At 71.6% G+C, this 23,317-nt stretch carries 20 protein-coding genes and 1 pseudogene; 9 read left to right on the top strand and 12 right to left on the bottom strand.

The window, feature by feature from the left end; all coding sequences use genetic code 11:
- The 4 genes from VNM44_RS05400 to VNM44_RS05385 all read left to right on the top strand — a co-directional run.
- On the top strand, window positions 1-1,326 hold a 1,326-nt coding region (locus VNM44_RS05400; RefSeq protein WP_325623463.1), incomplete at its 5' end, for an ATP-binding cassette domain-containing protein.
- Window positions 1,296-1,514, top strand: coding sequence for a heavy-metal-associated domain-containing protein (locus VNM44_RS05395; RefSeq protein WP_325623461.1), 219 nt, complete (start codon window positions 1,296-1,298; stop codon window positions 1,512-1,514). The genes VNM44_RS05400 and VNM44_RS05395, both read left to right, overlap by 31 nt.
- Before the next feature lie 69 nt (window positions 1,515-1,583).
- Window positions 1,584-2,174, top strand: coding sequence for a sigma-70 family RNA polymerase sigma factor (locus VNM44_RS05390; RefSeq protein ID WP_325623459.1), 591 nt, complete (start codon window positions 1,584-1,586; stop codon window positions 2,172-2,174).
- Between the two features lie 2 nt (window positions 2,175-2,176).
- On the top strand, window positions 2,177-2,419 hold the full coding sequence (locus VNM44_RS05385; RefSeq protein WP_325623465.1) for an anti-sigma factor family protein: 243 nt from the start codon (window positions 2,177-2,179) through the stop codon (window positions 2,417-2,419).
- On the opposite strand, the gene VNM44_RS05380 is transcribed toward VNM44_RS05385, so the two are convergent.
- The 4 genes from VNM44_RS05380 to VNM44_RS05365 form a co-directional block, all read right to left on the bottom strand.
- Window positions 2,416-2,538: a hypothetical protein gene (locus VNM44_RS05380; protein WP_325623458.1), complete on the bottom strand. Its 123-nt coding sequence runs from the start codon at window positions 2,536-2,538 to the stop codon at window positions 2,416-2,418. The two genes, VNM44_RS05385 and VNM44_RS05380, sit on opposite strands and share 4 nt — an antisense overlap.
- 94 nt (window positions 2,539-2,632) lie before the next feature.
- Window positions 2,633-3,571 (bottom strand): hypothetical protein, encoded by a 939-nt coding sequence (locus VNM44_RS05375; RefSeq protein ID WP_325623456.1) that lies wholly within the window; start codon window positions 3,569-3,571, stop codon window positions 2,633-2,635.
- 10 nt (window positions 3,572-3,581) lie between these two features.
- On the bottom strand, window positions 3,582-4,109 hold the full coding sequence (locus VNM44_RS05370) for a nucleotidyltransferase family protein (RefSeq protein ID WP_325623454.1): 528 nt from the start codon (window positions 4,107-4,109) through the stop codon (window positions 3,582-3,584).
- Complete coding sequence (locus tag VNM44_RS05365; protein WP_325623451.1) at window positions 4,106-4,786, bottom strand: peptidylprolyl isomerase; 681 nt, start codon at window positions 4,784-4,786, stop codon at window positions 4,106-4,108. The genes VNM44_RS05370 and VNM44_RS05365 overlap by 4 nt, the downstream gene beginning before the upstream one ends.
- Before the next feature lie 50 nt (window positions 4,787-4,836).
- Here VNM44_RS05365 and VNM44_RS05360 point away from each other — a divergent pair, with 50 nt between their 5' ends.
- Genes VNM44_RS05360 through VNM44_RS05350 form a run of 3 tightly spaced genes read left to right on the top strand, consistent with a single transcriptional unit; the run spans window position 4,837 to window position 8,422 of the window.
- Window positions 4,837-5,295, top strand: a complete 459-nt coding sequence (locus VNM44_RS05360; protein ID WP_325623449.1) for a (2Fe-2S)-binding protein — start codon at window positions 4,837-4,839, stop codon at window positions 5,293-5,295.
- Entirely contained in the window at window positions 5,292-7,541 is a 2,250-nt protein-coding gene (locus VNM44_RS05355; protein WP_325623447.1) for a xanthine dehydrogenase family protein molybdopterin-binding subunit, read from the top strand. The genes VNM44_RS05360 and VNM44_RS05355 overlap by 4 nt, the downstream gene beginning before the upstream one ends.
- Entirely contained in the window at window positions 7,538-8,422 is an 885-nt protein-coding gene (locus tag VNM44_RS05350; protein WP_325623445.1) for an FAD binding domain-containing protein, read from the top strand. The genes VNM44_RS05355 and VNM44_RS05350 overlap by 4 nt, the downstream gene beginning before the upstream one ends.
- Here VNM44_RS05350 and VNM44_RS05345 read toward each other — a convergent pair.
- The 4 genes and pseudogenes from VNM44_RS05345 to VNM44_RS05330 form a co-directional block, all read right to left on the bottom strand.
- The gene (locus VNM44_RS05345; RefSeq protein WP_325623443.1) at window positions 8,406-9,560 is read right to left on the bottom strand and encodes an amidohydrolase family protein; all 1,155 of its coding nucleotides are present in this window, start codon (window positions 9,558-9,560) and stop codon (window positions 8,406-8,408) included. The genes VNM44_RS05350 and VNM44_RS05345 overlap by 17 nt on opposite strands.
- Window positions 9,561-9,580: 20 nt before the next feature.
- Window positions 9,581-9,787 (bottom strand): annotated as a pseudogene (locus tag VNM44_RS05340) (thioredoxin family protein); the annotation flags it as partial.
- 12 nt (window positions 9,788-9,799) lie between these two features.
- A complete protein-coding gene (locus tag VNM44_RS05335) occupies window positions 9,800-10,231 on the bottom strand; it encodes a hypothetical protein (protein ID WP_325623441.1) in 432 nt (143 codons plus the stop codon).
- 69 nt (window positions 10,232-10,300) lie between these two features.
- Window positions 10,301-11,830, bottom strand: coding sequence for a carboxypeptidase M32 (locus VNM44_RS05330; protein WP_325623439.1), 1,530 nt, complete (start codon window positions 11,828-11,830; stop codon window positions 10,301-10,303).
- 67 nt (window positions 11,831-11,897) lie between these two features.
- Between VNM44_RS05330 and VNM44_RS05325 the strand changes: the two genes are divergently transcribed.
- Together VNM44_RS05325 and acs are read left to right on the top strand one after the other, a co-directional pair.
- On the top strand, window positions 11,898-13,061 hold the full coding sequence (locus VNM44_RS05325; RefSeq protein ID WP_325623437.1) for a M24 family metallopeptidase: 1,164 nt from the start codon (window positions 11,898-11,900) through the stop codon (window positions 13,059-13,061).
- Complete coding sequence (gene acs / locus VNM44_RS05320) at window positions 13,058-15,007, top strand: acetate--CoA ligase (RefSeq protein WP_325623435.1); 1,950 nt, start codon at window positions 13,058-13,060, stop codon at window positions 15,005-15,007. The genes VNM44_RS05325 and acs overlap by 4 nt, the downstream gene beginning before the upstream one ends.
- Window positions 15,008-15,142: 135 nt before the next feature.
- Here acs and VNM44_RS05315 read toward each other — a convergent pair whose 3' ends face one another.
- The 4 genes from VNM44_RS05315 to VNM44_RS05300 form a co-directional block, all read right to left on the bottom strand.
- Window positions 15,143-16,051: a hypothetical protein gene (locus VNM44_RS05315; RefSeq protein WP_325623433.1), complete on the bottom strand. Its 909-nt coding sequence runs from the start codon at window positions 16,049-16,051 to the stop codon at window positions 15,143-15,145.
- 73 nt (window positions 16,052-16,124) lie between these two features.
- The gene (locus VNM44_RS05310) at window positions 16,125-17,741 is read right to left on the bottom strand and encodes an ABC transporter substrate-binding protein (RefSeq protein ID WP_325623431.1); all 1,617 of its coding nucleotides are present in this window, start codon (window positions 17,739-17,741) and stop codon (window positions 16,125-16,127) included.
- 335 nt (window positions 17,742-18,076) lie between these two features.
- Window positions 18,077-20,731 carry an ATP-binding protein gene (locus VNM44_RS05305; protein ID WP_325623429.1) on the bottom strand — a complete coding sequence of 885 codons (2,655 nt, stop codon included), beginning with the start codon at window positions 20,729-20,731 and terminating at the stop codon, window positions 18,077-18,079.
- A complete protein-coding gene (locus VNM44_RS05300; protein WP_325623427.1) occupies window positions 20,728-23,280 on the bottom strand; it encodes an ATP-binding protein in 2,553 nt (850 codons plus the stop codon). Before VNM44_RS05300 ends, VNM44_RS05305 begins: the two co-directional genes overlap by 4 nt.
- Window positions 23,281-23,317 lie beyond the last annotated feature (37 nt).

Here is a 23,317-nt window from a genome sequence, read left to right as displayed (position 1 = left end):
TCACGACACCGCGCCCGCGTCGTCGGCTACGCGGACCAGCACTACTGGCGCGCGCTGTCGCACGACCTGACCGCACTGGAGCTGGTCGCGCTGCCGCTCGGCCTGCGCGGCGTCGAGCGCATGCAGCGTGAGCAGCGCGCGGAGGAGCTGCTCGAGCGCGTCGAGCTGCTCGACCGCGCGCGCGCTCGCCCCACGGAGCTCTCGGGCGGCGAGCAGCAGCGGATCGCGCTCTGCGCCGCCGTCTCCCATTCACCCGCGCTCCTCGTCGCGGACGAGCCGACGGGCGAGCTCGACGAGGCCACCGCGCGCGGGGTGCTCGACCTCCTCGGCGAGCTGGCGCGCGACGAGGGAGCGGCGGCCCTGGTCGTCAGCCACGACCCGGCGACGTCGACGATCGCCGACCGCGTCGTGCACGTCCGCGACGGCCGCATCGGGGAGGAACGCCGTCGCGACGCGGACACGATCGTGATCGGACGCGGCGGCTGGCTGCACGTGCCGGAAGAGACCCTCCGCGCGGCGGGGATCGGCGAGCGCGCCGTCGTCCGCCTCGGGCCGGGCGTCGTCGAGCTCCGTCCCGCCGGCGAGGGCCCCACCGCCGCGAGCCGGCCCGACGCGCCTGCGACGGCGCCCGGAGCGCGCGTCGAGGCCCGCGGCGTCTCGCGCCGCTTCGGCCTCGAGACGGCGCTCGAGCGGGTCGACGCGATCTTCGAGCCCGGCACGCTCACGGTCGTGACGGGGCCGTCGGGGTCGGGGAAGTCGACGCTCCTGGCGCTGCTCGCGGGGCTCGACACGCCCGACGAGGGCGAGATCGTCGTCGACGGCCTCGTGCTCTCCGCGTTCGACCGCGACGCGCGAGCCGTGTTCCGGCGCGAGCACATCGGCGTCGTCGGCCAGACGCCCGGCCTCTCCGGGATGCTGAGCGCGCGCGAGAACGTGGAGCTCGTCCTCGGGCTGCGGGGCATCGACGGCGTCGAGGCCCACGAGCGGGCGATGGACGCGCTGGCGATCGTCGGCCTCGCCGACCACGCCGCCCGCCGGGTCGACCGGCTCTCGGCCGGCGAGCGCGAGCGCGTGGCCCTTGCGCGGTCGATCGCGAGCGGCCCGGGGTTGCTCGTCGCCGACGAGCCGACAGCCCGCCTCGACAGCGCCACGACGCTCGCGATCGGCGGGCTCCTTGCCGACCTCGCGCGCGAGCACGGCACGACAGTGATCTGTGCGACGCACGATCCGCTTCTCGTCACGCTGTCCGGTGCCGAGGTCGCGCTCCGCCGCACCGCAACTAGACTCGAAGCCCGATGGCGACCGCCACCGACACCTTCCACGTGAGCGGCATCCGCTGCGAGCGCTGCGTGATGCGCCTCGCGACCGCCCTCGAGGGGCAACCCGGCCTCGAGGGCGCGCATGCGAACCTGATGGGCGAGGTGACGCTCACCTGGGACGACGAGCTCACCTCGCGCACCGCGCTGACACAGGTGCTCGCCGGCGCGGGGTTCCACGAGCGCGCGTCCGTCTGAGACCCGTCGGGAATAGCGAGGCTTCACCGGCCGTTCACCATCGTGGAACGACGTTGATACGGTAGGCCCGTGGGCGAGCCGGACACGGCCGAGCCGGACGAGGCGCGCCGGATCGCGACGGAAGCACGCGATCGGGTTCGCTTCGAGGAGGAGGCTCTTGCGCTCGCCGATCAGGTCTACCGGGTCGCCCGACGGTTCGTCTCCAGCCGAGAAGAAGCGGAAGATCTGGTCCAGGACACCTATGCGAGAGCGTTCAGAAGCTGGCAGTCGTACACCCCGGGCACGAACCTTCGTGCCTGGCTGCTTCGCATCCTCACGAACCTCAACGTCGACCGCGGCCGTCGGATCCAGCGCCGGCCCGACGAGCTTCCGCTCGAGGAGCACGACTACTACCTCGCCAACAGGGTCGCCGAAACGGGCGGCGAGCAGGTGCTCGACCAGGACCGCGTCGTCGAGCGGCTCTCCCAGGACTCGATCGTGACGGCCCTTTCTTCGCTGCCGGACGACTTCCGCGACGTCGTGGTCCTCGTCGACATCGGCGACTTCAGCTATGCGGACGCAGCGCAGATCCTCGACATCCCGATCGGGACGGTCATGTCCCGGCTCCACCGAGGCCGCCGCCTCCTGAAGGCAACGCTCGCCGAGGAGGCGATCACGTGAGCATGGACGACTGCGGCAAGTGCGAGCAGCTCCTGCAGGGCTACCTCGACCGTGAGCTCTCGGACGACGAGGTGGCGCAGGCGGAGCGGCACCTCGACGGCTGCGACTACTGTCGGCGCCGCTATCGCTTCGAGGAGTCGCTCCGCACCTACGTGCGGACGTCGGCGGCGGAACGGATGCCGCCGGGACTGCTCGAGAAGCTCGCCCAGCTCCGCACGACGGGGCCGGGCACCTCGCCGATCTAGTCCTTCCGCGCGACCGCGCTCTCGAGGTCGGCCGCGGTGAACGGGCCGAGAAGGTCGAGCGCCCCGCGCGGGCCAAGGCCCTCGAACGCGAGGATCGGAACGACCAGGAACGTCGCCACACAACGCCGAGGCTTCGCTCCGCGAGATGCCAGCCGGCCGCCATGCGCCCCACGGCGCCGACCCTGACAGGGCTCCCGCGGTCGCCCTCGGCGATCAGTCGCGCGGCCAGCTCATCACCTCGGCGATCGGCCTGCGCCACTGCGCGTGGAACGCCGGGCCCTTCGGCCCGGTGGCCGAATAGGCCTGCGGCTGCCCGCCGGGCGCGCGGAGGTAGCTCTCCTCTCCGAAGCCGCCCGCGAAGGCCATCCACGACGGGCTCGTCGTCGTGACGCGGACGAGGCCGGGGTGGACGACGCGACCGTTCCCCGTGTGGTCAACCGGCGCCTGGCCGTTCTGGCGGATCACCGAGACGAAGAGCGGATCGACGACCCGCGGGTCGAGCCGCTGCGTGCCGGCCGTCGGGTAGTTCGCATGCGAGCCGAGTGCGACGTAGGCGAGTGGATGCGTCCCGCGCTTCGGTGCCGCTCCCCAGTCGCGCCGGACGCCCTTGCCGTGCTCCGAGTAGCCGACCGCGAGCGGCCGGCCCTTCAGGTCGACGACCACCGCGACGGACTCCCAGTCGCCCTCGTGCACCTGCCAGAGCTCGCCCGGCGGCACCGTCGGGCTGTAGACGTCCCACGGGTACCAGACCCAGTACTGGAGCTCGATCCGACTGCCGCGTCGCAGTGCCGCGCCGTAGACGACCGGCCGAGCTCCATGTGCGGCCTCGCTCGCCACGTAACAGGGAGTGGCCGCAGGGCCGTCGCTCGCGCGGCACGTGCGCTGGTCGAGCCGCCCGTCGGCGCCGCCGGCCGCGACCGGCCCGGCGGCCGGCTCCCAGCCCGATGCCGTCCGGCGCTGGAGGTCGGAGTCGGCCAGGAACCCGTCCACCGAGGTCGGGCGAACCTGCTCGGCCGGGTGGAGGACGAGCACGGGGACGTGGCGTGCCAGGAGCGTCGCGGGGCCCGGCGCAGCCTCCGGCTGCGCGCCCGTTCCACCGGCGACCACGAGTGCCGAGACGAAGGACGCCGCGAGGAGAAGACCGCGAGCCATACCCGCAGTATCAGCCGTCGAGCGAGGCCAGGTCCTCGGGCGTGTCCACGTCCCCCGGCGCGCCGAGGTCGTCGCAGGGCACGAGGCGCGGCTCGAGCGCGCGGAGGCCCTCGTCGGGGACGTGGGCCCAAACGGCGCGTGCCGCGAGGACGGGGTGGCCCCGGACGCCGCCGTAGGACGCGGCGACGACGTCCCCGCCCTTCTCACGCCAGCTCGCGATCACCCGCGCGACGGCTTGAGGGGCCAGCAGCGGCCCATCGGCGAGGATCACGACCGCAGCCTCGACGTCCTCCGCGAGCGCGGCGAGCCCGCAGCGGAGCGACGCGCCGCCGCCGACCTCCCAGTCGGGGCAGTGCACGACCCGGACGCCCGCGACCGACTCACCACGAAGCTCGTACGCGCCCTCGACGACGACGATCTCGTCCACCGGGCTTGCAGCGACGCGCTCGAGCACGCGGGGCAGCAGCTGGTGCTGCTTCGGCGAGCCGAAGCGGGTTGCGGCCCCCGCGGCGAGCACCACGGCGGCGATGCGGCTCACGGCGTCGAGGCGGCGGTCACGGAGCGCACGACGACCGGTCGCAGCGGCTGCTCCGTCGCCGGATCGCCCTGCATGCCGATCAGCTGCACGACGTCGAGCCCCTTCGTCACCTTTCCGACGATCGCGTAGTCGGGTGGCAGCCCGACGTCGTCGCCGGTGACGACGAAGAACTGGCTCCCCGCGGTGCCGGCCGGCTCCGCCTGCGTCTTCGCCATTGCGACCACGCCCTTCACGTAGGCGGCGTCGGACTGCGGCCGGTCGACGGTCGAGTAGCCGGGGCCGCCCGCCCCGCTCTGGGTCGGGTCGCCTCCCTGGATCACGAAGCCCGGGACGATGCGGTGGAAGACGGTGTCGTCGTAGAAGCCGGATCGCGCGAGCGAGACGAGCGACGCGGCGGTCGCCGGGGCACCGTCGACGTCGAGCGTGACGACGAACGATCCGCAGGACGTGTCGAACGCGAGCGTCCACGTCTTTTCCGGGTCGAGCCGCTCGCTCGGCTGCGTCGCGCCGCCGTCCTCGCGGGGGGCGGGGGCGTCGACCTCGGCGCATGCGGGCGGGCCTGCGCCCGTCTGCGTCGTGGTCTCGGAGGCTGACGTCTCGGTCGTCGAGTCGGAGCCGCCGCAGCCGGCGACGAGGAGCGCGAGCGCGAGGACGAGGAGGACGGCAGCCCGCGTCACGGAACGAGGGTAGTTGACGAGCCGTTCGCGGCGCCTGTACTGCTTGCAGGGTGCCGATCTCGCTCCACGTGAACGGCGAGCAGCACCTCGTCGACGTCGCGCCGACCCGACGGCTGCTCGCGGTGCTGCGCGAGGACCTCGCGCTGACGGGCGCCAAGCACGGCTGCGGCGAAGGAGCCTGCGGTGCGTGCGCCGTCCTGCTCGACGGCCGTGCAGTCGTCTCCTGCCTCCTTCCCGTCGCGGCCGCCGAGGGCCGGGAGCTGACGACGATCGAGGGGCTCGGCGAGACCGCGGCCGCGCTGCAGGAGGCGTTCGTCGAGGAGGACGCGCTGCAGTGCGGCTTCTGCACGCCGGGCCAGATCGTGTCGGCGTCGGCCCTGCTCGCAGCGGTCGACCGGCCGGATCGCGAAGAGATCCGGACGGCGATGGCGGGGAACATCTGCCGTTGCGGCGCCTACCCGAAGATCGAGCGGGCGATTCTCCGCGCGTCCGGCCAGGTGGTCCGGTGAAGCCGAGGCTCGTCAAGTCGCAGCGCGAGATGGAAGGGCGCTTCGAGGACGTCTGGGTGCTCGTCGACGAGGACGACGAGGTCGAGTCGTGGCCCGAGGACGCCGAGCTCGACGTCGTCGGGAAGCCTGCGACCCGGCTCGACGGGCCCATCCGAACCAGCGGCGCAGCGCGGTACACGGTCGACGTCGCACTGCCGGGGATGCTCCACGCGCTCGTGCTCCGGGCCCCGGTCGCCCGCGCTCGCCTGGCCGGACTCGACGCCGAGGTGGCGCGCGCGACCCCCGGCGTCCGCGCGGTTCTCACTCCGGGCGACCCGACGGCGATGGGCGGGGATCCCGTCCTCACCGCCGAGCCGGGCTGGGCCGGGGCGCCGGTCGCCGCCGTGGCGGCCGACACGCCGGAGGCGGCCGCAGCCGGCATCGAGGCGCTGGCCCCGGAGTACGAGCTGCTGGCCCCGCTCGACGTCGACGGGGGCCTCGAGGAGCAGCGGTTCACCGAGGAGCCGCGCGAGACCGTCCGCGGCGACCCGGACGCGGGGCTCGCGGCCGCCGATTCGCGCGTGGAGCTGACCTGCGAGACGCCCGCCCACGTGCAGAGCCCGCTCGAGCCCCACGCTGCGGTCGCGCGCTGGGACGGCGACTCGCTCACGGCCTGGGTCTCGACCCAGGGGATGTTCGACGCGAGGCAGGAGCTCGCGAGGCGGTTCGGCCTCCCGCCGGAGCGCGTGCGGGTGCTCTCCGAGTACATCGGCGGCGGCTTCGGCGCGAAGCAGGGAGCCGGCGTCGAGGCGCTCCTCGCTGCGGAGCTCGCCCGCACGACGGGGCGTCCGGTGCGCCTCGCGCTCGGGCGCCACGAAGAGCAGGTCGTCGGCGGCCGCCGCTCGTGGACGCGGCAGACGGTGACACTCGGCGCGAAACGCGACGGAACGCTGACCGGAATCGAGCTCGGGGCGGTCGTCGCGATGGGCGCCGGCGGCTGGATCTTCCCGGTCGCCGAGCCCGCGCTCTCCGTCTACGCATGCCCCAACGTGCGCACGATGGTCTTCCCGGTCAGGACCAGCCTGCGCGCGCAGAACGCCTTTCGCGCGCCCGGGGTGGTGGAGGGCGTCACCGTGCTCGAGCAGGCGATGGACGAGCTCGCGGACGCGCTCGGGATGGACCCGCTCGAGCTCCGCCGCGCGAACCACGTCGAGCACGACCAGGGATCGGGCCTTCCGTACTCGAGCAAGCGGCTCCTTGCCTGCTACGACCGCGCGGCCGAGCTCGCGGGCTGGAACGGCCGCGACGCCCTCCGCCAGCCGCAGGCGGACGGTCTCCTCCGCGGCATGGGCTGTGCGACGCAGATCTGGTGGGGCGGCGGCGGCCCGCCCGCGCACGCCACCGTCCGCCTCGACTCCGAGGCGCACGCGCTCGTGACGACGGGCATCCAGGACATCGGCACCGGCACGCTGACGTCGGCGCGGATGGTCGCGGCGGAGGAGCTGGGCCTTCCGCTCGTGCACGTCGTCGCCCGCGGCGGCGACACGGCACCGAATCTCTACGGTCCGGTCTCGGGCGGCTCGATGACGACGCCCGCGGTGATGCCCGCGGTGCGGAGCGCGGCGGGCAAGGTCCGACGCATCTTGCTGAGCCTCGCCGCCGACGTGCTCGAGATCGCAGCCGCCGACCTGACGATCGAGAACGGCAGGATCCGTTCGCGCGACGGGGCACTGGACGTGGACGTGGTCGAGGTGACGGGCAAGCTCGGCAACGCGACGATCGACGGCACGGGCGCCCGCGGGCCGAACCCCGACGGGTTCCGCGTCAACACGTTCGGCTGCCAGATCGCGCAGGTCGCCGTCGACCCGGGGACGGGCGTCGTCACCGTCGAGCGCGTCGTCGCGGTGCACGACGTCGGGCGCATCGTCAACCCGCTCGCGGCATCGAGCCAGGCGGAGGGCGGCGTCATCCAGGGCATCGGCTACGCGCTCTCCGAGGAGCTCGTCGTCGACCCGACGACCGGGATGCCGGTCAACGGGCACCTCGACGACTACAAGGTGCCCACGATCGCCGACGTGCCGGAGATCCTCGTCGACTTCCCGAACCTCGCCGACCCGAACCTGCCGAACCTCGGGGCGAAAGGCCTCGGCGAGCCGCCGATCGTGCCCACGGCCGCGGCGATCGCGAACGCGTTCGCGCACGCGACGGGACGCCGTGCCGCCGCCCTGCCGCTGACCCCGGCCCGTGTGCTGGAGACCCTCGCATGAGCGCCTACGCGCGCCCCGCTTCGCTCGACGAGGCGCTCGAGCTGCTGGCCGCGGACGGGGCCGTGCCGTTCGGCGGCGGCACCGACCTGGCCGGGCAGGTCGACCGCGGGATCCGCGAGCCGCTGACGCTCGTCGACCTCCGCGACGTGGGCCTCGCGACGGTCGAGCTCGACGGCGACGGCCTCCGGATCGGGGCCGCCGTGACGCTCGCCGAGCTCGCCGCGTCGCCGCTGCTCGAGCCGTACGCCGCGGTGCCCGCAGCGGCGTCGCTCGCGGCCTCTCCGCTCCTGCGGAACGTCGGCACCGTCGGCGGCAACCTCTGCCAGCACACGCGCTGCTGGTACTACCGCGGGGAGGAGTGGCACTGCTGGCTCGGCGGCGGCGACACGTGCTACGCGCAGATCGGCGACCATCGCAAGCACGGGCTCGAGCCCGGCGACTGCATCTCGGCTCACCCGTCCGACCTCGCGCCCGCGCTGGCGGCCTGCGGGGCGCTCGTCGACGTCCGCTCGGCGGGCGGGTCGCGCGAGCTCGAGCTGCTCGACCTCTACCGCCGACCCACCGCGGAGAACCGCTCGCTCCTCACGCTCGAGCCCGGCGAGCTCGCCGCCGCCGTCCGGCTGCCGGCGCCGCCCGACGCCTCGGCGTACCGGCGCCTCGGCGAGCGGGCCGCGTTCTCGTTCCCGCTCGTCTCGGTCGCGGCCGCGCGGCGCGGAGAAGAGACGACCCTCGTCGCGGCGGGCGTCGCGAACGTCCCGCGAAGGCTCGACCCGTCGGACCCGCTCGCAGAGCTGCCCGGCAACCCGCAGTCGGCCTGGAAGCGCCGCGCCCTCGCGACCCTGGTCGAGCGAGCGCTCGCCGACGTCAGCCCGGGGTCGTGACCGCGAGCACGCTCGCGAGGTGCACGAGGCGGAACGCGCCGCGCTGAGCGCGGCGGCGGTCGCGCTCGTCCTCCGTCTGCGACGCGAGGTCCCAGAGGTCGCGCGTCGCGACGAGCAGCTCGCGGATCTGCTCGGTCTCGGCGTGGTACCCGTTGGAGCGCGCGTCGCAGGCGTTGATCGCGAGGCCGACGACGCCGTACGTGTCCGACGTGTGCCGGAGCCACAGCATCGCGGAGGCCATGGTCAGGTACTGGTGGATCCGCAGGAAGGTGACCGGGTGCGAGAGCTCGGTAGCTCCCTGCGGCGCGCCCGGCGTGACGGGGTCGAGGCCGTCGGCGATGCGCGCCGACGTGTCGTGGAGGAGGGCCCGCAACTGCGCGTCGTCGAGCCCGCTGGCACGAGCCGTGCGGACGGCCATCAGCAACGAGTTCGGCTGGCGACCGTACGGGTAGTCCGAGGCGTAGACCACCTGCTCGGGCGGCACGAGCCGGTAGAGGTCGAGCAGGTCGAGCGGGCTCCACACCGAGGTGTCGAAGAAGACGCCCGGCCGGCCGGCGAAGTTCTCGGCCATCGCCGCGAGGTCGACGATCCCCGCATGGGCGACGATCAGCGCTGGCGGGCAGTGCCGGTCGAGCAGTCGGGCGAGCGAGTCGGCGATCGGGGGGAGCCCCCGGCCGCCGTGGATCAGGATCGGGATCCGGCGCTCCGCTGCGAGCGCGAACACGGGCTCGAGGCGTGGGTCGTCGGGGAGGAACCGCTGTGCGCGCGGGTGGAGCTTGATGCCGCGGGCGCCGAGGTCGATGCAGCGTGTCGCCTCCTCGACGGGGCTTTCGTCGAGATCGAGCCGCACGAACGGCAGGAGCTCGGTCGTCGTCGCGGCGGCGTGCGCGAGTGTCCGGTCGTTTGCCGCCGTGAACGCCGGCCGGCGGTCGGGCTCGTCGAGACAGAAGACGAACGAGCGGTCGATGCCGTACGCGCGCTGGATCGCGAGCAGCTCGTCCCGGTCGCCGGTCATCCCGTCGATGTCCTCGCCGAGATGCGTGTGGGCGTCGAAGACGCGGGCGTCGCGCGGCAGCTCGGCTCGCGCGAGAGCGGCGTAGTGCTCGAGTAGCCCGTTCGCGCGGTCGATTGCGTCCACTCTGTTGAGTGTAAGGACGGTCAGGAGGCCGCGGCGGCGAGCACGCGGTCGACGAACGCGGCCTCCGGGACCGCGCCCGCCCAGGCGTATCGGTCGTCCACCACGATCGCCGGGACGGCCTGGACCCCGTGCCGGTCGGCGTCGACCGCGAACTCCGACGCCTCGATCCCGCGGGCAGTGACGCGGGGCGACGCGAGCGCGAGTCGGTACGCCAGCAGCACGGCCGGCGGGCAGTGCGGTCAGGTCGGCGTGACGTAGACGTCGATCGTGACGTCGTTCTCGAGCGCCTCGAGCCGCGCCAGCGTCGCTTCGGTGACCGACGGCTCTGTTCGCCCAGCCTCGACGATGCCGTGGACGAGCGTCGTCAGCTCGTAGCCGGCCGGCATGCCCAGGTACTCGAGGCCGCCGCCGATCGTCGTCCGCGGCCACGGGCCGGGGTCGTCGTGCTCGACGACCGTGAGCGACACACGCTGCGACAGAGCGCAGACCGCCTCGACGAGATCCCGCGTCAGGCCGATCGAGTCGATCTCGCGACCGCCGGCCGCGAGCAGCGTCACCGGCGTCGCAGTGGGGCCGAGCTCGAGCTTGACCTCGACGTCCCGCTCGAGCCCCTCGAGCACCGAGCGCACGGCCTCCTGCTCGCGCTCCCCGAGTGCTGGCCTCGTATTCATGCGGGTACGACCGCGACAGCCGGACCCGAAGCGGCGGCCTTCAGGGATCTGACCCGCCGAAGGCGGGGATCAAGCCGTGGCACTCGGCTCCTGCCGGATGCCACTTGGCGAGCGACTTTCCAGCGAGGCGACCTTGTCGCCGAGGTACGCGAGGTAAGGCGCCGGATCGATCGTCGGGGAGCCGGTGAGCCGCTCGATCGTCTCCTTCGGCGTCAGCTTGCGCCCGAGCGAGTAGAGGTTGTCGCGAAGCCAGCCCGAGAGCGGCTCGAGGTCGCCCGCCTCGAGTTGGGCGTCGAGATCCGGCAGCGCCTGCCGCACGACGTCCCAGATCTGCAGCGAGATCACGTTCCCGAGCGCGTACGTCGGGAAGTACCCGATGCCTCCGCCCGACCAGTGGACGTCCTGGAGGACGCCACGCGCGTCGTCGGGCACGTCGATCCCGAGGAACTCCCTCATCCGCGCGCTCCAGATCTCGGGCAGGTCCTCGAGCGCCACCGTGCCCTCGACGATCTCCTGCTCGAGCTCGAAGCGCAGGATGATGTGGAGGCTGTAGGTCGTCTCGTCGGCGTCGACCCGGATGAGCCCCGGCTCGGCGCGGTTGATCGCGCGGACGAACCGGTCGAGGTCGACATCGCGCAGGCGGGGGAACGTCTCCTGGAGCGGCTCGTACCAGTGCTCCCAGAAGCTGCGGCTGCGGCCGACGAGGTTCTCCCACGTCCGGCTCTGCGACTCGTTGACCCCGAGCGACGGCGCGGCGCCGAGCGGCGAGCGGAGCAACGAGTCGGCGATGCCGTGGGCGTAGAGGCCGTGGCCCGCCTCGTGCAGCGTCGACCAGATCGACTCCAGGTCGTCCGGTTGGTAGCGGGTCGTGAGGCGGACGTCGCGGTTCGAGAACGACGTGCAGAAGGGATGCGCCGTGGGATCGAGGCGCCACGAGCCCTCCTCGAAGCCCATCGTGGCGAGAATCCGCTCTGCGAACGCGCGTTGCGCCTCGGGCGCGAAGTCGCCCGAGAGGAACGACGCGTCGACCTCGGGTGCGGCGGCGACGAGCTCCGTCAGCGCCGGCCGGAGCGTCGCGAAGACCTCCTGCACCTCGCTCGTCACCATCCCCGGCTCGTAGTCGTCGAGCAGCGGCGTGTACGGGCTGTCCGACCACTCGAAGCACTCGACGTAGCGGCGCTTCAGCTCGACGTTCGTGCGCAGGTAGGGAAGGAACGAGGCGAAGTCGCTCGTCCGTCGCGCCTCGACCCACGCGTGGTGGCCGCGTGCGGCCTGCAGCGTCATCTCGGCGCGGAGCTCGGAGGGGACACGCCGGGCCTTCTCCCAGTCGCGGCGCGTGACGCGGACGAGGCTCCGGCCGTCCGAGTCGTAGGGCAGCGACTCGACCTCCGGCTCGGCCGCGTCGAGCAGCCGGCCGATCTCGTCGTCGGTGAAGCGCTCGTGCGCGATGCGGCCGATCGTCGAGAGCTGCTCGGCGCGCGACTCGGTGCCGCGCGGAGGCATCGTCACGCGCTGGTCCCAACCGAGCACGCCCGCCGCGCGACTCAGGTCCGAGACCTCGGCGAGCCGGGTCCTGAGCTCGTCGAGCGCCGCCGCCATTCGTCCCAGCCTACCCATGCAACCCAGTCGCGCCGCGCCGCACGAACGTTCGTCTAGGCTCGTTCGGATGACGGACATCCTGATCATCGGCGACACGCAGCGGAGCGCCGAGCTCCGCCACGAGATCCCGGTCGACATCGTCGACTCGTTCCTCTACGCGGAGGTGGGGGGCCGGCGGATCACGATCGTCTGGAGCATCGAGGGCGATCGGATCGCGGCCGTCGACCCGTCGATCGAGGTCGTCCACTCGGAGACGTTCCCCGTCGACGACCTCCTCCGCCAGGGCGTCGACTTCTACGCGATCGGCGCGACGAACATCGTTCGCCAGGTCGAGTCGCTCGGTCTGCAGAGCGCCCGCGTGCCGGGGGAGTTCCCGCTCCGGTTCGCCGATGCGCTGCGCGCGGCCGGCGTCGAGCTCGTCGTCGACCAGCGCCTGTTCGACGACCGCCGCCGCCGGAAGACGCCGTTCGAGCTCGAGGGCATCCACCGCGCGTCCCGCGCCGCCGAGGCGGGGACGGCCGCGATCGCGGCGCTGCTCGCCCGCTCTGAGCCGGGCGACGGCGGACGGGTCGTCGACGGCGAGCCGCTGACCTGCGAGGCGCTGCGCGAGGCGGCGATCGCCGTGTTCGCAGCCGCCGGATGCCGCGGCGACGACCTGATCGCGGCCGCGGGGCCGCAGTCCGCCGACGGCCATGCCGCCGGATCGGGCCGGGTCGCGAACGACGACGTGATCGTCTGCGACCTGTTTCCCCAGGACGTCGAGAGCGGCTGCTTCGCCGACATGACGCGAACCTTCACGGTCGGGACGCCGGACCCGGAGATCGCGACGTGGCACGCGCAGACCGCGGACGCGCTCGAGCTCTGCCGCGGCCTGGTGCGTCCCGGCGCGGACGGCTCGGCGCTGTGGCGTGCGGTCTGCAGCTTCTACGAGGAGCTCGGCCATCCGACAGGGCAGTCGAAGCCGGAGGGAACCGTCCTGCGTGAAGGGTTCAACCACGGGCTCGGCCACGGCGTCGGCCTCGAGGTGCACGAGGCCCCTGTGCTCTCCAAGGTCGGTCACGAGCTCGTCGCGGGCGACGTGATCACGCTCGAGCCGGGGCTCTACCGCCACGGCTTCGGCGGCGTCCGCCTCGAGGACACGCTCGTCGTAACGGACGACGGCTGCGAGACGATCACCGAGTTCCCCTACGGGCTCGACCCCGCCGCGGCCGTAGTGGAGACGGCGCGATGAGCGACCACGCGATTTCGACGCTGCTCGACGAGGACCGCCGCTTTCCGCCCGACCCCGCCTTCGCCGCCCAGGCGAATGCGAAGCCCGAGATCTACGACCGCGACCCCGACGAGTTCTGGGAGGCGGAGGGTCGCGAGCGCGTGTCGTGGTTCGAGCCCTTCACGACACTCTCCGAGTGGGAGCTCCCGTACGCGAAGTGGTACGTCGGCGGCACGCTCAACGTCGCCTACAACTGCGTCGACCGCCACGTCGAGGCAGGGCTCGGCGACCGCGTCGCCTACCACTGGGAGGGAGAGCCCGGCGACACGCGAACGGTCACCTACGCCGCCCTCCAGCGCGACGTCGTTCGCATGGCGAACGCGCTGAAGGAGCTCGGCGTCCGCAAGGGGACGCCCGTCGCGATCTACATGGGCATGATCCCCGAGCTCGCCGTCGCGATGCTCGCGTGCACGCGCCTCGGGGCGCCGCACACCGTCGTCTTCGGCGGCTTCTCGGCCGACTCGCTCTCGGGCCGCATGGTCGACATGGGGTGCGAGGTGCTCGTCACCCAGGACGAGGCCTGGCGCCGCGGCAAGCCCGTCCCGCTCAAGGAGACCGCCGACGAAGCGATGGCGGACGCGCCGGGGGTGCACTCCTGCCTCGTCGTGCGGCGCACCGGCGCCGAGGTGCCGATGACCGCGGGTCGCGACCGCTGGTACCACGAGCTCGAGGTGTCGGACGACCCCACGTCGTGCCCGTGCGAGCCGATGGATTCAGAGGACCTGCTGTTCCTCATGTACACATCCGGCACCACGGCGAAGCCGAAGGGGATCGTCCACACCACCGCCGGCTACCTCGTCGGCGTCGCCGCGACGCACCACTACATCTTCGACCTGAAGCCGGAGACGGACGTCTACTGGTGCGCCGCCGACATCGGCTGGATCACCGGCCACAGCTACATCGTCTACGGCCCGCTCTGCAATGCCACGACGTCGGTGCTCTACGAGGGGACGCCCGACTTCCCCGACCACGCTCGCTGGTGGTCGATCGTCGAGCGCTACGGCGTGACGATCCTCTACACGGCGCCGACCGCCATCCGCGCCCACATGAAGTGGGGCCCCGAGTACGCGGCGAAGCACGACCTCTCGTCGCTGCGGCTGCTCGGGTCGGTCGGCGAGCCGATCAACCCCGAGGCCTGGATCTGGTACCAACAGCACATCGGCGGCGGCCGCTGCCCGGTCGTGGACACCTGGTGGCAGACCGAGACCGGGATGATCCTCATCACGCCGCTCCCCGGCGTCACGACGACGAAGCCGGGCTCCGCGACGAAGCCGTTCCCCGGCGTCGTGGCAGGCGTCTTGAACGAGCAGGGCGAGCGTGTCGAGCAGGGGGGCGGCTACCTCGTCCTCGAGCGGCCCTGGCCCGCGATCACCCGGGGGATCTTCGGCGACGACGGACGCTTCCGCGCCACGTACTGGGAGCGCTTCCCCGGCTTCTACTTCGCGGGCGACGGAGCCCGGATCGACGCCGACGGCGACTTCTGGCTGCTCGGTCGCGTCGACGACGTGATGAATGTCTCGGGCCACAGGATCTCGACGATCGAGGTCGAGTCGGCGCTCGTCGACCACCCGAAGGTCGCCGAGGCCGCGGTCTGCGGGCGCTCGGACGCGACGACCGGGCAGGCGATCGTCGCCTACGTGACCCTCAAGGGCAGCGAGGAGGGCTCCGTCGAGATGCTCGACGTGCTCCGCAACCACGTCGCCCACAAGATCGGCGCAATCGCGAAGCCGGCCAACATCGTCTTCACTCCCGAGCTCCCGAAGACGCGCTCGGGGAAGATCATGCGCCGGCTGCTCCGCGACGTCGCCGAGCACCGTGCCCTCGGTGACACCACGACGCTCGCCGACCCGGCGGTCGTCAACGAGATCGCCGACCGCGCCGCCGGCTCGCCGGCGGACGACGCGTAGCCTGGCTTCGGGGCCGGCCGGTCGAGCAGCTCGTGCATCGCGCGGTAGTCGCGCTTCGCGCCGACGGCCCTGGTGTCGAGGCTCTCGACATGGTCGGCGGCGAGCTCGGCTGCCCTGCGAGAGCGTCTGGCTCTGTCAAGCGGGCGAGTCTACGCGGCGTGCCTCGCGGCGCAGCACCAGGGCCGTCGCCGCTCCGAGCAGGATGATCACGAGCCAGATCCACGCGAGCTTCGGGTAGATCGCCGACGGGATCTTCCAGTCGAGCGTGCCGCGCTTCACGAGCTGCTCGTTCCAGGTGTCCTGGACGCAGTTGGCGATCCCGTACGCGAAGGCAACTCCCACGCACACGAGAGTCACCGTCGCCGCCCGGCCGGCGCGCAGCCGCGGCCGCGAGAGCAACAGGGCGCTCAAGGCGACGAGCGAACCGTCGAAGCCGTGATGGTGCCCGAGGTGCACGGCAGCGATCGGCGACCCGTCGGTGTCGGGCGCGACACGGCGCATGATGAAGATGCCGTCCGGCAGGAAGAAACCGAGCTCGGCCGCGATCCAGGGGATCGAGACGAGGAGCACGGCCACGGCGACGACGATCCGTGCGGCGTCGAGCGGAAGCCGGCCCGCGACATCGCCTCCGGCGCGCTGCGCTGCGGCGATCGTCAGCGCCAACGCGAGCCCGACGCCCAGCGCAGGAACGACGTTGACCCAGCGAGCGTCGAGGTCGTCCTGGTCGACGACCCCGGGCCACGCGACCACCGCGCAGAGCGCGATCGCGGGCCCGGCGACCAGCCACGCCCGCCGCGGGACCGCGTCGATCGCGATGAGCGCCAGCAGCACGGCCACGATCGCGATGGGGAAGTCCAGCTCCACGAGCACCCGTGAGAGGCCACCCGCGAGGCCGTTCCCCGAGACGTGGTACAGGTCGTCGGTCGCGGCGCGGGTGTCGGGATCGAGGCGCCGGTACGTCACGAGGATCATCGCGAGCACGACCGCCCACATCGCCCAGGTGGCGAGCGACTCGCCCTGCGGTGCGCCGCCACCGCGCCTCATGTCGTTCGAGGGTAACGAGACGGCCGGGCGGCGCCGTTCCCCCGAGACGGCGCCGCCGGGTCGCGCGATGCGTCTACCGCTTCGGGCAGAGCATCACGAGGTTGAGGCCGCCCCAGGCGTACGAGTAGTTGGCGCAGCCGACCTTGGAAGAGATGAACTCGCGGATGTTCGAGTTGCCCGTGATCACGAGGGGTGACTGGTTCCGCGTGATGTCGATGTCGAGATTGCCGTAGGCCCGGTACCGCGCGTCGCCCGTGAGCCGTGCCGCCGCGTCCATCTTCTTCTGGTAGGCCGGCACGTTGAAGTACGACGTGTTGATGTTGTTCTTGGCGACGATCGTCCGGCCGTCGAGCAGGATGTTGATGAAGTCGTACGGGTCCGGATAATCCGCGAACCAGCCGATCGAATACATGTCGAACGGCTCACCCCGCGTCCCCGTCTTGTCGATCAGTACGGCGAACGTGTATGGCTTGACCTCCACGTCGAGGCCGATCGCCTTGAGGTTCGCCTGAACCATCTGCCCGGTGTTGACGCCGAGCTGGTCGTTGGTCGTGTACATCACGACCTTGCCGGTCGTGCCTCCGAGTAGCGCCCTCGCCTTTCCGATCGCCGGCTTGCCGACGGGATAGATGTTCGCGTCGCGGTAGCCGGGGATCCCGGCCGGCAGGATCTGCTCGTTCGGCGTTCCGGCGTTGAGCCCCCCGAGGCGCGTGAGCCCGGGTCGGTCGACTGCATACGCAACGGCTCTCCGGATCTTCGGATCCTTGAAGATCCCGCGCGACGTGTTGAGCGCGAAGTAGCTGATCGAGTTCGACGGATGCACGAAATAGCGACCCTTGTTGATGCCGAACTCGTTGGTCAGCTGCGTGTGCGCCGCGGTCGGGAGCGTGTAGAGGTCGAGGTCGGCCTCGCCCTTCCGCACCTGGAGGTAGCTCGCCTGCTCGCCGACCTCGACGAGCACGCGGATCACATCCCAGTTCTGCTGGCGCTTGCCCCCGTAATACGGGTTCTTCCTCAGCACGATCTGCGAGCCCTTGTTCTTGCTCGACACGTAGTAGGGCCCAGCCCCGGGCGGCGTGTTGACGCCGTGTGGATCGATCGGCAGGTTCGGCGGGATGGCGCACATGAAGTTCATCGCCATCCGCGAGACGAAGTCGGGTGCCACCTTCGTCAGACGGATCGTGAGCCTGTTCCCGGTCACGGTGACACCGGCGGGGCGAGTCGCCTTTCCCGCCAGCACCTTGTCTGCGCCGACGATGTCGCTGAAGAACGTCGCCGCGGGGGACTGCATCTTCGGCGCGAGCGCTCGGTCGATCGCACGCGCATAGCTCGCGGGAGTCACGGGCGTGCCGTCCGAGAAACGGAAGCCGCTACGGAGCGTGTAGGTGTAGGTCTTGCCACCCCCCGAAACCTTCGGGAACCCCGTCGCGACCTCGGGGTAAAGCCTCGCGCTTGCACGCCCCGGTATGTCCTTGTAGCCGAGCAGCATCGCGCACGTCGCCGCCTCGAGCCGCCACCCGTAGGCGTCGTAGTTGAGCGCAGGGTCGAGGTACGTGATGTCGGTCGAGTTGACGTTGAGCCGAAGCACGCGCTCCTCGGTCGCCGACCGTCCCTCGGGTGCCGCGACGAACGCGGACGCGAGCAACGCCGCTCCGACGAGGAAGAAGAGTGCAGAGACGATCCGCCGCATGGAGCCCCTCCTGTCTCGGTTGTCGCCGCCTGGAGGAGGATGCTGCGTGCCCCTCACCGGACGCTCACACCCTCCTCATCCCCTGGCGGTGGTCGCGGACTATGCAACATCACGCACGAGAATGCAACGGGCCGCGAAGTTGGTCAGGAGGGTGACAGCCTCGGCGGTGACGCCCGAGCATCGAGAGCGACGCCGCTCTCGGCCGACAGAAGTCTCCCGGCAGCTCGAGTGCTCGCTCGAACCAACGATCGCCCTCGACGAAACGGTCCCGCACCTCCCAGAGCGCCAACAAGTCGTCGGAGCGGGTCATGGAGCCCCGACGGGACGCACCGCCGTCAGTTCACGTCCTCGCAGACCCCGAGGGCGATCGCCTCGTGGGGGGAGAGAGTGAGGCCCTGCACCCAATGCCGCTGGAAGTCCGACCTCCCACGAAGCGGATCCAGCTGGTCTGAGACGTAGACCTGCAGCTCGGGGCCGAGCAGGTAGCCCGCGGCCTCGCGCAGCCGTTCCCCTGCGGCCCACAACGCAATGGCTCGCTCGCTCATCTGAGCGTGCCTGGCCGCGATTGCGAGAGTGAGGAGTCCTTCGATCGGCAGCGCGTCGTCGAACTGCGGAAGCTCGAGCGCAAAGGCCTCGCGGAGGGCCGTTCGCGCACCACCGGAGTTCTCGACCGCTGCGAGGGCGATAGCGAGGTTCCCCAGTGTCACCGAGAGAAGGTACGGGTCGGCGAGCTGACGCACGTTCACGAGCGATTCCTGGAGGACGGCGCACGCATCTGCGGGCTTCCGGTCCGACAGCAAGACGATCGCTGTGTTCAACCGAGCCGTCTCGATGTTGCGTCGGTCGCCCAGACTCTCCGACAGCCGCTGCGATTCGTCGAGCTGGACGAGGCACGTGTCCATCCCATCGGCGGGCGGAGAGCGGGTCACGAGATGGGAGTGCGCGATCGCTTGGGAGATGAGTGCGTCCGCGAGCCCCCTGCGATCGCCGGCGAGGCGAGTCAGGCCGACGGCCCGATCCGCCAGGGAGACGGCGGCCTCCGCATCGCCCTTGTAGAGGGTGTTGAACGACCGCAGCGAGAGGAGCCGTCCTTCGGCGATCGGGTCTGCGTCCATCGAAGCTGCAGCCGCCTCCGCGACGGCATCCACCTCGTCGTGGCATCCCATCCTCAGCAGGAGCCGGAGTCGCAGCAGGAGCGCTCTGTGATTCAACTGCGCGTCGCTCGAGCGCAGTCCCTCGAGGAGATCCGCAAAGGGGGCGTAGGGTCCACGCGCGTCGAGGAACTGGTCGGCGGCGACCACCAGTCGAAGTGCACGGTCGTGCCTCCCGCTCGTCTGACACGCCGCGATTGCCTGCATGAGATTTGCGCGCTCACGCTCGAGCGCGAGAAACCAGTCGAGTTGGTCGCGGTCGACCCAGTCCTGATCGACCTCTCCCACCAAGTCGTCCAGCCAGTCGAGGAACGCCTCCAGGATGGAGTCCGCTTCTCGCGCGTCCGCCGAAAGGCGCTGTTGCGCGTACTCGCGAATCGTCTCCAGCATCCAGTAGCGGTCGTCGCCGGTCTCGTCGACGCGGTGGCGGACGAGGCTCTTGTCGAGCAGAGATTCGACCTGTTCGACGTCGGCATCGGCGACGCGCTCTGCGGCCCCGATCGTCGAGCCGCCCGCGAAGATGCTGAGCGCACGTAGCACGCGCTGTTCTTCGGGGTCGAGTAGGTCGTACGACCATGCGATCGCTGCCTCGAGTGTGCGCTGTCGTTCCTCGATGTCGTGGTCGCGCGTCGTGAGAAGGTCGAGCTGCTTGTCGAGTCGCTCCAAGATCGTCGCGGGAGAGAGAAGGCGCGTGCGAGCAGCGGCGAGCTCGATCGCCAAGGGCAGCTCGTCGAGACGGCCGCACACGGCGCGAACGGTGTCGTCGGCAGCGATGTCGACGCCGAGCGCTCGTGCGCGCTCGACGAACAGCCGCGCACCCTCGTCGCCGGCGAGAGTGGGCACGGGGTACACCGTCTCGGCGCTGACCCGCAAGCGCTCCCTGCTTGTCACGAGCAACTGCAGTGTGGGGCAGGCGCGGGTGAGGGCTGCGAGGTCGTTCGCGGCACGAGGAAGGAGGTGCTCGAGGTTGTCGAGAAGCAGCAGGGCCTGCTTGCGGAGGAGGGTCTGGGCGAGTGTGTCTGCGAGTGGTTGTCCGGGTTGCTCTCGGATGTCGAATGCCTGCGCGATCGTCGGGATCACGAGCTCGGCGAGGCGGAGCGGTGCGAGCGCGACCCAGGTGATGCCGTCGGGGTAGTGGTCGGCTGCCTGGGCGGCTGCCTGGAGGGCGAGGCGGGTCTTGCCGGTCCCTCCGGGGCCGGTGAGGGTGAGCAGCCGGGTATCCGGGTCGAGGAGGCGCTCGATGACCGCGCCCAGCTCCTCCTCGCGGCCGAGGAAGGGAGTGGCGGGGACCGGGAGATTGGAGCGGTAGAGCGTCTTGAGCGGAGGAAACTCATCGGGGAGCCCGTCGATCGCCAGTTGGTGCAGGCGGACGGAGGCGCTGAGGTCCTTCAGGCGGTGCTCGCCGAGGTCGTGCAGCTCGATGCCGCCGTCGAGCAGCGCCACGGTGGAGGGAGAGAGCACCACCTGGCCGCCGTGGGCGGCGCTCATGATGCGGGCCGCGCGATGGACGTCGATGCCAACGTACTTCGGTGGGTCGGGGGTTGGCGCGCCGGTGTGGATTCCGACCCGGATCCGGATCGGGCCGCCGTCGAGTCCGATCATGGCTTCGCTCACCGCGCCGACGGCTGCCTGGGCGGTGGCGAAGGCGTAGAAGAACGCGTCGCCCTCGTAGTCGACCTCGTACCCGTCGTGGCGCGCGCAGGCGTCGCGCACGATGCGGCGGTGCTCTGCGAGCGCGGCCCGGTAGCCGTCGACACCGAGCTCGTCGAGCAGCCGTGTCGAGCCCTCGATGTCGGTGAACACCAACGTCACCGTCCCCGACGGTTGCGACGTGGTCATGGTCGTCGAAGAAGCGCCTCGATCGCGTCCACCGCCAGCCCGAGCGCCTCGCCGGGCTCGAGCACGAGGGAGGCATCGGCGGCGCCGTTCCCGTTTGTCGGCCCTCGAGCCGCGAGCCTCGCCAGCGCATCGTGCTCCCACGGGTCGAGCCCGATTCCGGACTTCGTGGCCTGTGCGCTCGCCGCCCGGGCGACGGCGGTCGCTTCCGCACCCTTGCCGCACGCGTCGAGCGCACTCGCTGCGACGAGCAGGGACCGGACGAGATCGTCGGTGTCCTGGTCGACCGACACGCCCGCAAGGTTCCCCGCCAGGAGATCCAGGGCATCGGGTAGCCGATTCCGCATGATCTCGATCTCCGCTCGACGCACCCTCAGCGCGGCCGCGGTCGGCGGGTGGGCGGTGTCCGCGACGTCGGCCGCCTCGGCCCAGCACGCGGCCGAGCGGTCGAGGTCGCCGGCGCGGCGCGCGACGTTGGCGACTGCGGCAAGCGCGTTTGCGATGCCGAGCGGCTCGTCCCATGTGCGATACAGCTCGAGCGACTCCTCGGCGTGTCGCCGTGCGTCCTCCAGATGCCCGAGCCGGAGCTCCGCGCGGGAAAGCTCCGCGAGCAAAGGCAGGATCCAGTGCCGCGCGGCCGCGTCGGAGCTCGGAACCTCGGCATCCGGGAAGCGCCGCGTGAGGTCGACGGCCGAGAGGAACATGTCCCGAGCGCGAGCAGTTTCACCGCCGATGCGCAGCATTTCGGCGGCGACCATCTCGCCGATCAGGCGCTCGGTCGGCGCGAGCGCCGCTCGATCCAGCAGCAGGTAGCGCTCGACGGCCGCGAGCGCCTCGCGGAGCAGGCCGTACCGTGACCAGAACGTGCTCAGGCCCCACAACAGACGTGCGCTGGTGCAGCCGTCGCCGTCGTCGAGCGCGTTCTCCAATGCCAGTCGCCCGTTCGCGACGTCCGCCTCCAGCAGACTGGACGCTGGCTCGTCGTAGGCGCGCGCGCCGCGCCACAGCTCCGCCAGGTGGTCGCCGAAGAACCGTGCGTGATCGCGACGGATCGCGGCTTCCTCGCCGCGCTCTTCGAGGCGCCGCGCCGTGTACTCGCGGATGGTCTCGAGCATCCGATAGCGGTCGTTCCCGGCGCCGTCCACGCGATGACGGACGAGGCTCTTGTCGCGCAGGGACTCGAGCCCCTGCCGGTCCGTTGCGGCAACCTGTGCGGCCGCCTCCAGGGTGCAGCCGCCCGCGAAGACGCTGAGCGCGCGGAGCGTGCGCTGCTCCTCGACGTCGAGAAGCTCGTACGACCACGAGATCGTGGCGTCCAGCGTGCGCTGGCGCTCGTCGACGTCGCGCGCCCGCGTCGAGAGGACTTCGAGCCGCTCGTCGAGGCGCTCGAGTATCGCGGCCGGAGAGAGTTCGGGTGCGCGGGCCGCCGCGAGCTCGATTGCGAGCGGGAGCCCGTCGAGCCGTCGGCACAACGCTCGGACGGTGTCGTCCGCGTCGGTTCTCGCGCCCTGCGCGCGTGCGCGAGCGACGAAGAGGTCCTCTCCGTCGCGCTCGACGAGTGGCGGCACCGGCCAGGTGGACTCGGCGGGGATCCGCAGACGCTCACGGCTGGTGGCGAGCAGCCGCAGGGTCGGACACGCACTGGTGAGTCCCGCGAGGGCGTACGCCGCCTCGGGTAGGAGGTGCTCGGCGTTGTCGAGTAGCACGAGGGCCCGCTTGCCGAGCATGCCTTCGGCCACCGTCTCGGTCAGCGGCCGCCCGGGCACGTCCCGGATCTCGAGCGCGCGGGCGATCGCGGGCACGAAAAGGGCGGGGTCCCGGAGTGGTGCGAGGGCGATCCAGACGACCCCGTCGGGGTAGTGGTCGGCCGCCGTCGAGGCGGCCTGGAGCGCAAGGCGCGTCTTACCCGAGCCGCCGGGCCCGGTGAGCGTGAGCAGGCGGGTGTCGGGGTGCCTGAGGCGCTCGACGACCTCCGTGAGCTCGTCCTTGCGGCCGAGGAACGGCGTGCCGGGGACGGGCAAGGTGACGCGGTACAGCGACCGGAGTCGCGGGTGATCGTCGAGACCCAGCTGGAAGACGCGTTCGGGTGCCGCGAGGCCCTCGAAGTGGTGGTCGCCGAGGTCCTTCAGCCGATGGCCGTCGTCGAGCAGTCTCGCCGTCTCGCGCGAGAGAACGACCTGGCCGCCATGCGCGGCGCCCATGATGCGGGCGCCGCGGTGGACGTCGATGCCGACGTACCTCGGTGGGTCGAGCTCCGGCCGGCCGGTGTGTATCCCCACCCGGATCCTGATCGGACCTCCGTCGAGGCCTGCCACCGCCTCGCTCACGGCGGTGACGGCTGCCTGTGCGGAGGCGAAGGCGTAGCAGAAGGCGTCGCCCTCGTAATCCACCTCATAGCCGTCGCCGCGTGCACACGCCTCCCGCATCACCCGCCGGTGCTCATGCAACGCCGCCCGATACCCCACCACGCCGAGCTCCTCGAGCAGCCGCGTCGAGCCCTCGACGTCGGTGAACACCAACGTCACCGTCCCGGACGGTTGCGCCGCAGCCACGCGCCGATTGTCGTGCCCGCCGGGCGCGGGCGCAATG

The sequence above is a fragment of the Gaiella sp. genome (genome assembly GCF_035558935.1).
Classification (GTDB): Bacteria; Actinomycetota; Thermoleophilia; order Gaiellales; family Gaiellaceae; genus Gaiella.
The sequence above is the reverse complement of the archived record's forward strand: the minus strand, read 5'-3'. Positions and strand labels throughout refer to the sequence as shown.